At 51.3% G+C, this 13,151-nt stretch carries 11 protein-coding genes; 6 read left to right on the plus strand and 5 right to left on the minus strand.

The window, feature by feature from the left end; translation table 11 throughout:
* The first annotated feature begins 1 nt into the window (after position 1).
* The 4 genes from GY634_RS13540 (at position 2) to lpxC (ending at position 4,475) form a co-directional block, all read left to right on the plus strand.
* Positions 2 to 796 (plus strand): cell division protein FtsQ/DivIB, encoded by a 795-nt coding sequence (locus GY634_RS13540; RefSeq protein ID WP_166409269.1) that lies wholly within the window; start codon positions 2 to 4, stop codon positions 794 to 796.
* Between the two features lie 5 nt (positions 797 to 801).
* Positions 802 to 2,028, plus strand: coding sequence for a cell division protein FtsA (ftsA, locus tag GY634_RS13545; protein WP_166409270.1), 1,227 nt, complete (start codon positions 802 to 804; stop codon positions 2,026 to 2,028).
* A 158-nt stretch (positions 2,029 to 2,186) separates the two neighbouring features.
* On the plus strand, positions 2,187 to 3,353 hold the full coding sequence (gene ftsZ, locus GY634_RS13550) for a cell division protein FtsZ (RefSeq protein ID WP_166409271.1): 1,167 nt from the start codon (positions 2,187 to 2,189) through the stop codon (positions 3,351 to 3,353).
* Between the two features lie 198 nt (positions 3,354 to 3,551).
* A complete protein-coding gene (lpxC, locus tag GY634_RS13555; RefSeq protein WP_166409272.1) occupies positions 3,552 to 4,475 on the plus strand; it encodes a UDP-3-O-acyl-N-acetylglucosamine deacetylase in 924 nt (307 codons plus the stop codon).
* A gap of 52 nt (positions 4,476 to 4,527) precedes the next feature.
* On the opposite strand, the gene GY634_RS13560 is transcribed toward lpxC, so the two are convergent.
* Positions 4,528 to 5,013: a DUF721 domain-containing protein gene (locus GY634_RS13560; RefSeq protein WP_166409273.1), complete on the minus strand. Its 486-nt coding sequence runs from the start codon at positions 5,011 to 5,013 to the stop codon at positions 4,528 to 4,530.
* Positions 5,014 to 5,088: 75 nt separating this feature from the next.
* On the opposite strand from GY634_RS13560, the gene GY634_RS13565 reads away from it, so the two are divergent.
* The gene (locus GY634_RS13565) at positions 5,089 to 5,979 is read left to right on the plus strand and encodes a M23 family metallopeptidase (protein ID WP_166409274.1); all 891 of its coding nucleotides are present in this window, start codon (positions 5,089 to 5,091) and stop codon (positions 5,977 to 5,979) included.
* A gap of 108 nt (positions 5,980 to 6,087) precedes the next feature.
* Positions 6,088 to 8,823 carry a preprotein translocase subunit SecA gene (secA, locus tag GY634_RS13570; protein WP_166409275.1) on the plus strand — a complete coding sequence of 912 codons (2,736 nt, stop codon included), beginning with the start codon at positions 6,088 to 6,090 and terminating at the stop codon, positions 8,821 to 8,823.
* A gap of 204 nt (positions 8,824 to 9,027) precedes the next feature.
* Here secA and mgtE read toward each other — a convergent pair whose 3' ends face one another.
* The 4 genes from mgtE to GY634_RS13590 form a co-directional block, all read right to left on the minus strand.
* Positions 9,028 to 10,497 (minus strand): magnesium transporter, encoded by a 1,470-nt coding sequence (gene mgtE, locus GY634_RS13575; RefSeq protein ID WP_166409276.1) that lies wholly within the window; start codon positions 10,495 to 10,497, stop codon positions 9,028 to 9,030.
* A 13-nt stretch (positions 10,498 to 10,510) separates the two neighbouring features.
* Positions 10,511 to 10,852: an acyl-CoA thioesterase gene (locus GY634_RS13580; RefSeq protein WP_242683718.1), complete on the minus strand. Its 342-nt coding sequence runs from the start codon at positions 10,850 to 10,852 to the stop codon at positions 10,511 to 10,513.
* Positions 10,853 to 11,001: 149 nt separating this feature from the next.
* Entirely contained in the window at positions 11,002 to 12,195 is a 1,194-nt protein-coding gene (locus GY634_RS13585) for a M20 aminoacylase family protein (RefSeq protein WP_166409278.1), read from the minus strand.
* A 70-nt stretch (positions 12,196 to 12,265) separates the two neighbouring features.
* Complete coding sequence (locus tag GY634_RS13590; RefSeq protein WP_166409279.1) at positions 12,266 to 13,126, minus strand: inositol monophosphatase family protein; 861 nt, start codon at positions 13,124 to 13,126, stop codon at positions 12,266 to 12,268.
* Positions 13,127 to 13,151 lie beyond the last annotated feature (25 nt).

Below are 13,151 nucleotides of genomic sequence, written 5' to 3' on the forward strand. Positions count from 1 at the left end.
AATGTTTGCAGACGCCCGTCTCACCAACTTCGTTGCAAATGTGCTGGCATTGCTAGCCGTTGCAGCGATGGTGGTTGCGGTCGTCATCTGGTGTGTGCGTAGACCTTATTTTGTGATTAAGACAGTACAGATAGAAGCCGTGCAGGACGAACATCTGAACTACGTGACACCGGCAACAGTAGGAGCAACAATTGCAGGCCGATTAAATGGTGATTTTTTCACTATTGATTTGGACAGCACTAGGAAATTGATTGAAACGGCTCCGTGGGTACGCCGCGCGCAGATTAAACGCGTGTGGCCAGATACCTTGCTAGTACGCATTGAAGAGCAGCAACCGCTGGCGTACTGGAATGAGAACGAGATGATCAATACCTGGGGTGAGGCATTTGCGGCGAATGAGGGGGTGCTAGCGGACGAACTAGAGCTACCTCAGCTGTTTGGACCACCCGCTTCAGAGCGCTTAGTTGTACAGCGCTACGCAGAGGTGGCACGTTGGATGGCACCTCTAGGGGCCAATATCCGCGAAATTACGTTGAGTCCACGCTATGCGTGGGAGGTCGTGCTAGCAGATGGCATGCGATTGAATTTAGGGCGTGACCCGGCAGCAGATAGCGCTGACTTGCACGGTAGAGCAGGTGCTCTGCCTTTTGCTGCCAAGATGGAACGTTTTGTACAAGCTTGGCCAGCATTGATGCAGCGTCTGGATAACCGCCAGATCGCCAGTGCTGATTTACGTTATACCAATGGGTTTGCCATTACCTTGGCTCCCCAAACATCAACTCCAGTGAAACCATAATTAATATGACCCGTGACATTAAAGACTTAATCGTTGCACTTGATATCGGTACCAGTAAAGTGGTCGCCGTGGTGGCGGAGATCCTGCCAGAAGGGCGCTTCGAAGTACTGGGGCTGGGGCAGCACGAGTCACAAGGTATGCGTAAAGGGGTAGTGGTCAATATTGAGACTACTGTTAACTCCATTCAGCGCGCTTTGGAAGAAGCGGAGTTGATGGCCGATTGCAAAATCCGCGAGGTTTACACCGGTATTGCAGGTAGCCATATCACTAGCTTTAACTCCAGTGGCATGGTGGCAGTGAAAGACAAAGAAGTCACTTCCATGGACGTGGCGCGAGTGATTGAAACGGCGAAAGCGGTAAATATTCCTACCGATCAGCAAGTGCTGCATGTGCTGACGCAAGAATTTATCGTGGATTCGCAAGAAGATATTAAAGAGCCCATCGGCATGAGTGGCTTGCGTCTGGAAGTGCGCGTGCACATCGTGACGGGGGCGGTCAGCGCAGCACAGAACATTGTGAAATGCGTACGTCGCTGTGGTTTGGAAGTGCAAGATTTGATTTTGCAGCCTTTGGCCTCCAGCTTGTCGTGCTTAACATCCGACGAAAAAGAGTTGGGTGTGGTGCTGGTAGACATCGGTGGCGGTACTACTGATATCGCTATCTACACCGGCGGCGCTATACGTCACACCGATGTGATTCCTATTGCAGGTGACCAGATCACTAGTGATATTGCGGCCATGTTGCGCACGCCAACGCCTGATGCAGAAGAAATTAAATTGCGTTTTGGCTTGGCTAAACAAGTGCTGGCACACGACGATGAAATGATTGAAGTACCAGGGTTGGGCGATAGGCCTAATCGTCAGGTGAAACGTCAAGCGTTGGGCGCCATTATTGAGCCGCGCGTGGAAGAACTGTTCACCTTAGTGCAGCAAAGCCTGCGTGAGTCTGGCTACGAAGATTTGGTGTCCTCCGGCATTGTGTTGACCGGTGGTTCTGCCATGTTGCCAGGTATTGTGGAACTGGCTGAAGACGTATTCCTGAAACCTGTGCGTGTTGCTGTGCCTGCCTATGAAGGTAGTTTGGCTGATGTGATGCGTAATCCTAGGTTTTCTACGGTGATGGGTTTGTTGACAGAAGCGCGTATGCAAAATGCGCGTGGTCGCAAAGTGGCCCAGCAGAAAGGTAGTGTGAAGTCTCTGCTGGCTCGCATGAAAGAGTGGTTTATGAATTAAGCAGTACCGGCTATTCGCCTAGGCGAGTGGCCAGATGGAAGGAGGCGTTTCAATAGCCTTGCGAGCCATGCGCTGGCAACGATATTGAAGCAATTCTTAAATATGCAGCATCGGGGGGCAAGTTAACTTGCCAGATACTTAAAGTGAGGGAGTCGGAAATGATGAACTTTGAAATGTTGGATACTGACAGCAATGCGACTGTCATTAAAGTAATTGGGGTAGGTGGCGCTGGTGGTAATGCCATCAATCATATGATCCGTTCTGGCGTACAAGGTGTTGAGTTCGTGTGCGCTAATACAGATGCCCAAGCATTGGGTAGTAGCGAAGCTTCTGTACAAATCAGTCTGGGTAACTCTGGTCTGGGAGCTGGTGCTAAACCTGAACAAGGTCGTACCGCTGCAGAAATGGCACGCGAGCAAATCCGTGCTGCATTGAACGGTGCGCACATGGTGTTCATCACTGCAGGTATGGGTGGTGGTACTGGTACAGGTGCGGGTCCAGTTGTAGCTGAAGTAGCTAAAGAGCTGGGTATTTTGACGGTAGGTGTGGTGACTAAGCCTTTCGAATTTGAAGGTGCTCGTCGCATGCGTATGGCAGAGGAAGGCATTAGCGAACTCTCCAAACACGTACACTCCTTAATCGTTGTTTTGAACGAAAAACTGTACGATTTGATGGATGACGAAGCAACGCAGGAAGATTGCTTCAAGGCTGCCGATGACGTGTTGCACAACGCGTGTGCCGGTATTGCCGAAATCATCAATGTAGAAGGTAATGTGAACGTCGACTTTGAAGACGTGAAAACCATTATGGGTGAGCAAGGCCAAGCCATGATGGGTACGGCTGTTGCCACAGGCGAAAACCGTGCTCGTGAAGCGGCTGAGCGTGCGATTGCCTGCCCATTGTTGGAAGGTGTGGATCTGCACGGTGCTCGCGGTATGTTGGTAAACATCACTTCGGGTCGCAACCTGAAATTGCGCGAAACTCGCGAAATTATGGACACTATTCGTGGCTTTGCCGCTGAAGATGCAACCGTAATCTTCGGTACAGCTTACGATGACTCCATGGGCGATGCTCTGCGTGTAACTGTTGTGGCAACGGGTTTGGGCCGTGTCCAAGCTAAACCACAGTTGGTGCAGAACAACGAACAAGTATTGCGTACAGGTACTGATAACGAGCCAGTAAGTGGTTTTGACTACGCTCAAGCAGAAGTGCCTGCCGTTATTCGCAATCCACGTAGCCAAGCGTCTGCGCAAGTACGTGCATTGGAAACAGCCGGAATGGATCATTTTGATATTCCTGCTTTCCTGCGCAAACAAGCAGACTAAGTGATAGAGTAAACACATATCCCCCGATTCATGTGTAGACTCTCGCACGGCAGCGCATCACCACGGGGTGATGCGCTGCAAGCGTATGATGAAGAGGAACTTACTGTCATTTCTTCACACTAATAAAGCATGTGTGGCAAGGCCATTACCGGTACAATGGCTAGTTATAAAAAAATTTACTAAGCAAGAACATTGACCATGTTACGTCAACGCACCATAGCCAAAACTGTTCGCACTAAAGGGGTGGGATTGCACTCCGGACGTCGCGTAGAGATCACAATGCGCCCGGCAGCTCCAAACACCGGCATTGTGTTTCACCGCATCGATTTACCCGAGGTGGTAGATTTCCCTGCGCGTGCAGATCAGGTGGGTGGTACACGTATGGCATCCGTGTTGCAGCAAGGTTCGCTGCAGGTGTCTACGGTTGAGCATTTGATGTCGGCATTGGCGGGTTTGGGCATTGATAACTTGCACATAGACCTCACCGCTGAAGAAGTACCCATCATGGATGGCAGTGCGGGGACTTTTGTGTACTTGTTACGTTCTGCTGGGCTGGAAGAGCAAGATGCACCCAAGAGATTCTTGCGTGTGTTAAAGCCTGTAGAGGTTTCTGAAGGCGAAGGTAAAGACAAAAAATGGGCGCGGCTAGAGCCGTATGATGGTTTCGCGCTACGTTTTTCTATCGATTTTCATCACCCCGCGATTAACGCAACAGCAAACTTTGCTGAAGTGGATTTTGCTAAAGATTCCTACGTAAAAACCATCGCCCGTGCGCGTACCTTTGGTTTTGCGAGCGAAGTGGAAGCAATGCGTGCTGCCGGTTTAGCGCGTGGTGGTAGCTTAGATAACGCGATCGTGCTGGATGAGTTCCGTGTATTGAACTCTGATGGCTTGCGTTACGAAGACGAGTTCGTGAAACACAAAATCTTGGACGCTATCGGTGACTTGTATTTGATCGGTCATCCCTTGGTGGCGAGATACGTTGCGAACAAATCAGGGCATGGTTTAAATAACCAGCTCGCTCGTGCTTTACTGGCTGACCAAGAAAGTTGGGAACTGGTCACTTATGACAAGGCTGAACCCGTAGCGGCAGCATTTAGTCATGAGTGGAAACTGGTGTGACGAGGTCACTGCAGTAGCATTATAAGAAGATCATTATCATGGCCCAGACGGTTTACGTCGGGCCATGATTCTTAATAAGCTTAGCAACAGCTGTAGCTAAAGGCCCTGGCTCTAGCGACTGGTGCAAGTCTTGGAAAGCATCCAAGGCATTGGCATCCAAGGGCTGTACATTGCGAGCAGGCTTGGGAAGGTGATCGTTAGTACTTAGGCTTGCCTGCACCATTACTTGTACATCTGTAAGCTTCCAACCCACTTCGTGTAAGCATTGAAGTATGGATGTGGCGCATTGACGTAGTCTGGCGGCATAGGCGGGTGAGGGAACTGCTAAGGTAATTCGTTGTCCTTCTATATGGGCAACTTTGCAATGCGTATCCGCCGCAAAACGTACTTTCTGATGCAGTAGCTCTTCAATAGCCAAGAACTGATTGGCGGTAGCGAGCACCGAAGAACTGTTTCGATCATGGCGTAACCAATCCAAAGCCAATTCAGAGGCCTTGGACGAACGTGCGGTGCGGCGTGGCGTAAAAGTAGATGCCATAACAGAAGTAAGAAAGGAAAAGCAGTGACAAAGCCGAATCGACCCCAAACACAACACAGCCGACATCGTAGCTTGATGATAACGTTGATTGTAGTGCTTGGGATAGCGCTCTCGGCAGGCATTGGGGCCTGGATACAATATAAGATCAGCGCCAAACCTGCATTGAGCCCAGAGCAAGAGCAAGCCTTAAGTGCTCAGGTATCCAGAGACTCAGCCTATGTGCGAGAAAGCATGAAGCAAATGGCCGAGCGAGTGGGAGCGCTACAGGCGCGCCTGGCACAGATGGATACGTTGACGCGTAGGCTTGCAGAAAAGGCAGGTGTGAACGCTGATGTGTCTGAGTTAACCGAGGTCATGAACGGCGACAATGAGCCAGAGGTTACACTCAGTGTACCGGATGACTGGAGCGCAGAAGGATTGGGGCGCGAGTTAGACGGTTTGATGGCGCAAATGAACGATCAGCAAGATTGGTTGCAAATGCTAGATATGCTGATGGTGAGCCAAGCGGGCACCGAGGCATTGGTGCCTACTGTGCACCCGGTGGATGTCAGTTACATGAGCTCACCATTTGGTTGGCGCATCCATCCTATTTCTGGACGCCAGAAATTACACGAAGGCATGGACTTTGCCGCACCCATCGGTACACCTATTGTGGCCGCTTCTGGTGGGATTGTGATTGAGTCACGCTACAAGCCAGGCTACGGAAAAACGGTAGAGATTGATCATGGTAATGGCTTGGTAACGCGCTATGCGCATACGTCTTCGCTGATTGCTAAGCTTGGGGATGTGGTAGAAAAAGGCCAACTGATTGCGCGCGTTGGTAATACAGGACAGGTGACCGGGGCTCATCTGCACTTCGAGGTTTTGCGGCAGGGTGTCCCTATAGATCCAGCCTCGTTTTTGCCTAAAGTGGATGAAAGCAACACATTGTTTGCAAAGAATAGCGAACAAGAGGCAAGCGATTAGGCCTCAGGTGCGTTAAACTCTATCAATTTCCTGCTGCTTTTCTTTTAACGCTCAGATTAAGGGATGCGGGAGCATCATCAGGTGCTGCCCGTGTGACACGATACAAGAATGGTTTCATTGCTCAAAAAGCTTATTGGCAGCCGCAACGACAGGTTGCTACGACAATACCGTAAACAGGTAACGCAAATTAATGCGTTAGAGCCTGAGTACGCCGCCCTCAGCGATGATGCGCTGAAAGGCAAAACTGCCGAGTTCAGGCAGCGACTGGCCGATGGCAAATCTCTGGATGGGCTATTACCAGAAGCTTTTGCAGTAGTCCGTGAGGCCAGTAAACGTGTATTCGGCATGCGCCACTTTGATGTGCAGCTGCTGGGCGCGATTGCTCTGCACTACGGCAAAATTGCCGAGATGCGTACCGGTGAAGGTAAAACACTGATGGCCACGTTGGCTGTGTACCTGAATGCGCTGCCAGCTAAAGGCGTACACGTGGTGACGGTGAACGATTACTTGGCACGACGCGACGCGGAGCAAATGAGCCGCTTGTACAACTTCTTGGGTTTGTCCGTCGGGGTGGTAGTACCTCAGCAAGACAACGAAGAGAAAAAAGCAGCCTATCAAGCTGACATTACGTACGGTACCAACAACGAGTACGGCTTTGATTACTTGCGCGACAATATGGAATACCGCGCAGAAGATCGCCGTCAACGTAGTCTGAGCTATGCGATTGTCGACGAGGTGGATTCCATCTTGATTGACGAGGCGCGTACACCGCTGATCATTTCTGGTCAGGCAGATGACAATACCGAGCTGTACAAGGCGATGAATGTGGTGCCTTCCATGCTGACACGCATGAAAGAAGAACCCAAACCGCATGAGCCTGAGCCAGAGGGTGATTTCTGGGTAGATGAAAAAGCCCAGCAAGTACACATTTCTGAAGCTGGCCACGAACGTGCTGAGCAAATTCTGGTTGAGATTGGCTTGTTGCCTGAAGGTGAGTCGTTGTACGACCCACGCCATATCTCCTTGATGCACACGTTGGTGGGCGCACTGCGTGCACATAATTTGTTCTTCCGCGATCAGCAGTACGTGGTGCAGAACGATGAAGTGGTGATTGTGGATGAGTTCACTGGCCGCTTGATGGTGGGCCGTCGTTGGTCTGACGGTTTGCATCAGTCTGTAGAAGCCAAAGAAGGCGTGCGTATTCAGAACGAGAACCAGACGCTGGCGTCTATTACGTTCCAGAACTACTTCCGTATGTACGACAAGCTGGGCGGTATGACGGGTACGGCCGATACCGAAGCGTACGAGTTCCAAGAAATTTACGGTTTAGAAACCGTGATCATTCCTACTAACCGCCCGATGATTCGAGTGGACCAGAATGATCAGGTTTATAAAACTGATAAAGAAAAATACGCAGCTATCTTAAATGACATCAAAGATTGTCATGAACGCGGACAACCTGTGTTGGTGGGTACTACCAGCATCGAGAACTCTGAGTTGCTAGCCAATATGTTGACAGCGGCCAAGATGCCGCATGAAGTGCTGAATGCTAAACAGCACGCACGCGAAGCGGAAATCGTGGCCGAGGCGGGTAAACCTGGACGCATTACGATTGCGACCAATATGGCTGGTCGTGGTACTGACATTGTGTTGGGTGGTAGCGTAGAGCGCCAATCTATGCTGATTCAGGCAGATGACTCCCTAAGCGAAGACGAAAAAGCACAACGCATTGCTACGCTGAAAGCCGAGTGGAAACCGCTAAACGAGCAAGTAAAAGCGGCTGGTGGCTTGCGTATTATCGGTACTGAGCGCCACGAATCTCGTCGTATTGATAACCAGTTGCGTGGTCGTGCTGGTCGTCAGGGTGACCCTGGCTCATCACGTTTCTACCTGTCGCTGGATGATTCCTTGATGCGTATTTTTGCGGGTGACCGCGTACGCGCCATTATGGACAGACTGCGTTTGCCTGAAGGCGAGCCTATTGAAGCACGTATGGTGTCGCGTTCTATCGAATCAGCGCAGCGTAAAGTGGAAGCTCGTAACTTCGACATTCGTAAACAGTTGTTGCAATACGATGACGTCTCTAATGACCAACGTAAAGTTATTTATGCACAGCGTACTGACGTTCTGGAGTCCGAAGACGTAAGCGATGCTATTGCTAACCTGCGTATTGCGGCGGTAACGGACTTGTTCCATCAGTACGTGCCTGAGCATTCCATGGAAGAGCAATGGGATCTGGCGGGTCTACAGGCTATCTTGGAAAGCGAATGGCAGATCAAGATTGATCTGGCTACTATGGTGGAAAAAGACACCAGCTTGTCCGAGGAAGACTTGTTAGATGTTGTGCTGGAAGCCTCCGCTAAACAGTTGCAAGACAAAGTGACCCAAGTTGGCGCACAAAACTGGGCTAGCTTTGAGCGTGCTGTGACATTGCAGTCTATTGACACGCAATGGCGTGGTCATTTGCAAGCTTTGGATCATTTGCGTCAAGGTATCCACCTGCGTGGTTATGCACAGAAAGATCCTAAGCAAGAGTACAAGCGTGAAGCGTTTGAAATGTTTGCTGCCATGCTGGATCGTATCCGTGATGACGTAGTGCGTGTATTGCTGACAGTACGCATTCAACCTTCTGAGCAACAAGCGCCTGCTGAAGCTGTGGAGCAACCTGCTGCTGAGCAAGTACGTTACCACCATGCTGATTACGATGCAGCACTGCGTGGCGAAGCGTTGGACTTAGATGAAGAAGCGCCAGCCGAAGGCGATGAGCAACGTGTTGGTCGTAATGACCCTTGCCCATGCGGTAGCGGTAAGAAGTACAAACACTGCCACGGTAAGCTAAGCTGATCCCGGTGTAGTGAAAAGAAAAAGCCTGCCATGAATGTGGCAGGCTTTTTTTATGTATGCATCCAGAGCTAAGAGAGAGGGCTGCTTTGGAGTGACATGAGTGAGCGTAGAGGCTTAATGGCAGCCTTGGAGGGAACAACGCCTTCCAATAGTGGTGCAGGGTGCACCCTTTATTGAAAGGCGTTTGTAGGAGCGATTAAGCGCTTACAGCAGGAACAGCGTAGCCAACCCTAGGAACAGGAAGAAACCTAGCGAGTCTGTACCAAATGTCAGCAATACAGAAGAACCTACTGCTGGGTCTTTGCCAAAGCGGCTGCGTAGGGTAGGGATCAATACCCCCAAGGCTGCGCCGATCAGCATGTTGCCAATCATGGCGGCCATCATCACGGCGGCAATCGCCACAGAGCCCGAGATAAACCACGCAAATACCGCGGTGACCAAACTACCGCATGCGCCCACCATAAAGGTCACCATCAGCTCGCGTTTGACCAATGGCCAAATGTTAGAGCCGGTGATACGGCCTGTGGCCATGGCACGAATAATCATGGTCATGGTCTGGTTACCGGAGTTACCACCAATACCCGCCACAATAGACATCAAGAAGGCCAATATAACGATGTGGCTAACGGTGTCTTCAAAGCGTGAGGCCACGAACGATGCAGTGGCAGCCGTACACAGGTTGATCAACAGCCATGGGGCACGGTTACGCAAGGCGCTGAGCGCTGGAGCGAAAATATCTTCTTCTTGCAGACCTGCACGAGACAACTCTTGTTCTTGAGAGTCTTCTTGCAGAACGTCCACCACCTCGTCAATGGTCACTCTACCAATAAGGCGGCCATAGTCGTCTACCACAGGGGCAGAAACCAAGTCATAACGTTCAAATGCGTTTGCGGCGTCTGCGTCAGAGTCCAGTGGATGCAGGCTCAGGTAGTCGGCAGCCATTACGTCTGACACCAGTGTTTCTGGGTCGGAGACCAGCATGCGGGTTAGCGACAGTGTTCCCAGTAAACGATCATCACGGTTTACCACGAAAATCTGGTCAGTGTGATCGGGAAGTTCTTGCAGACGACGTAGGTAGCGCAGTACCACTTCTAGGCTCACGTCTTCACGCACGCGCACCATGTCGAAGTCCATAATGGCACCCACACTATCTTCGGGGTAGCCCATGGCTTCTAGCAACTGAGCACGCTCAGATTCGGTCAGGCCTTTTTGCACCTCGGCAATCACTTCCGGAGGCAGGTCGGGTGCCAAGTCCGCAATCTCGTCGGCATCCATGTTGGCGGCAGCTGCAATCAGATCAGCTGGCTCCATGGTCTTGATCAACGATTCACGGGCCCAGTCTTCAATTTCCAGCAACACGTCAGCGTCGTATTCGTCGCTCACCTGTTGCCACACTACCTGACGCTCATTTTCTGGTAAGGATTCCAGAATGAACGCAATATCGGCAGGGTGAAGGTTATTGATGATGCTGCGGATTTCTTGCTCATGACGGCGGTGTGTCAGGTTAGCGAGCAAGTCTTCGCGGTCAGAACCTTCGTGCTGACGCTGTGCCAAGGTTTCTACAACTTCTTGGCGCTTTAAAACGGATTGTAGTTTTTGTAGAGCAAGTTGCGCGTCTTCCGGTTCAAGTCGGCGGACGGCAGGACTGGTGTGCTCTTGAACAGATCCAGTCATAGGCAATACCTTCTCAGTCTAGAGGGGGGAGTTCGCGGCTGCGGCGGTTCGTGTCAGTGGCAACATAGGTGAGGGTGGCTTCCGTTACCTTGACCACTTCATGTTGCAGGCGTTGACGTTCAGCATACACTTCTACTGAAACAGTAATAGAGGTGCGGCCAGTTTTAATGATGTCCACATAGAAACTGAGTAAATCACCCACAAATACAGGCTGTGTAAACGTGAACGCGTTGACAGCCACTGTTGCTACGCGACCATTGGCGCGTCGAGCAGCCAGAATAGAGCCAGCAATATCTACCTGCGACATAATCCACCCGCCAAAGACGTCACCGTACATGTTGGCATCAGATGGCATGGGCACTACACGCAAAATGGCGTGTTTGTCATCAGGGGGCAAACTACAGGGTAGTGAGGCTTTGGGCACGATGGTTCTCTCTGGCATACGTAGAGCCTGTATTGTAACGGCTGGGCAGTTTCTTGCCGTGAAACATTTGTTAACGGGGGTTAGGGTTTAAGGTAATGCTCGGTTAAACGTACCCAGTAGCTGGCACCTGCGCTAAGGATGTCATCGTTGAAGTCGTAGCTGTCGTTATGCAGCATGCAGGGCCCTAATCCATGACCTGCCAACCGATGGTCGCCCTGACCATTACCTATCCAAATATAACTGCCTGGTAGTGCTTGCAACATAAATGCGAAGTCTTCGGCTCCCATAGAAGGGGGCAGGTCTTGGTGCAAAGCTTTATCGCCTGCCATCTTACGTATGACGTCTACGGAAACTGCGCTTTCTTTGTCATGGTTGATGGTGGGGGGATAGCGTCTATCAAACTCGAATATGCTTTGGCAGCCCATTGCCGCGCAGCTTTGCTCAACAATTTCACGCATGCGAGTTTCTATCAGATCAAGGGTTTCGTTGCTTAGTGTACGCACGGTGCCGCGTAGCGTTGCCGACGTAGGAATAACGTTATCGGCAGAGCCAGCATGGATTTGTGTCACACTGAGTACCGCTGGTTCAAGCGGATCAATGACGCGGCTTACTATGGTTTGTAGGCTCATGACCAATTGAGCGGCGGCGGTAATGGGGTCTACCCCCAGATGTGGCATACCACCGTGCGCTCCTTTGCCGTCAATTTGGATGCTGAAAGTGTTGCTGGATGCCATGACGGCACCTTTGTGCACAGCAAACTCACCTGCTGGCAACCCGGGCCAGTTATGCATACCAAACACGGCATCCATAGGGAAACGGGTGAATAAACCTTCTTCTATCATTTTGCGAGCACCCGCAAAGCCTTCTTCGGCAGGCTGGAAGATCACGTATACCGTGCCGATAAAATCGCGGTGCGAGGCTAAGTAACGTGCTGCAGATAGCAGCATAGCAGTGTGGCCGTCGTGACCACATGCGTGCATTTTGCCTGCGTGGCGGCTGACGTGGGCAAAGTCATTCTGTTCCAGTACGGGTAAGGCATCCATGTCGGCGCGTAGCCCAATACTAGGGCCTGGGCCTAGGTTTCCTTTGATGGTACCCACTACCCCTGTGCCGGCCAGCCCTCTGTGTACTTCTATTCCCCATTCTGTCAGCCAGTGCGCAACAGTATCTGCTGTGCGGTGTTCTTCGTAGGCAAGTTCAGGATGTGCGTGCAAGTCGCGCCTAATGGCTGTGATGTCGTCTTGCCAGGCAACAATGGGGTCAAGCAGATTCATGACAGAAAGCCTTTTAAGAGTAAATCTGTGAACCCCATAGGGTAGCATGCCTAGTGCTATTTCGCCCTGCTTAACGCGTGGGTGTGTACCCTAAACACGGTGCTATCATTTCTTGCAAAGCGTTGTGTAGTGGGGCGTTGCTGGCAACCACATGACCACTCTTGGGCCATGTGTGCTGCTGGAACATGTCTTGGCAAACACCGCCTGCTTCTCGCACGATTAAGGTGCCTGCAGCGACGTCCCACGGGGCTAAGCCCATTTCCCAATACCCATCAAAACGTCCGCAGGCTACCCATGCCAAATCCAGTGCGGCGGCACCATTGCGGCGTATGCCACGGGTGCGGCGTATCCCTGCATTGAGTGTGGGTAGATAGTGATCCGCAAAGCTAAAGTCCCTAAATGGAAAACCAGTCGCTAATAAGGCATCGTCTAAGGTATTGGTGTCGGTGCAACGCAAACGCTGTTGATTGAGCCAAGCGCCGGTACCATACATGGCGGTGAAGAGTTCTTCACGATTAGGGTCGTACACCACGGCGACCACAGGGGTATCGCATGTAATGGGGGTATCACCCGCGATGATGCTGCCCGCATGGGCAACTAACGCAATAGATACGGCGTAGTGGGGAATGCCGTGTAGGAAATTGGTGGTGCCATCTAGTGGGTCTATATACCATGTGGCCAGCCCTTTGCTATCGCCACCACTTTCTTCGGCCACAATGCCAAACTCGGGCGTTTGTGTGCGTAAGATGTCTAAGGCGGCCATTTCGGCATCTCTATCAGCTTGAGAGACCAAATCGTTTTTGGCTTTGGTGTCTATCACTAAACGGTCACGGTGTGCCGCGTGAGCTTGTAAAATACTGGCTGCTGCATGAGCGGCACTGACCGCTGTAGCCAGCGCGTCGCTGAGGGGAAGGCGTGTAGAAGAGAGCATAGCTAGACGTTAACCTATGTTTGTT

Origin of the sequence: Paenalcaligenes suwonensis (assembly GCF_011290505.1) — a bacterium.
In the GTDB taxonomy this organism is placed as follows: Bacteria; Pseudomonadota; Gammaproteobacteria; order Burkholderiales; family Burkholderiaceae_B; genus Paenalcaligenes; species Paenalcaligenes suwonensis.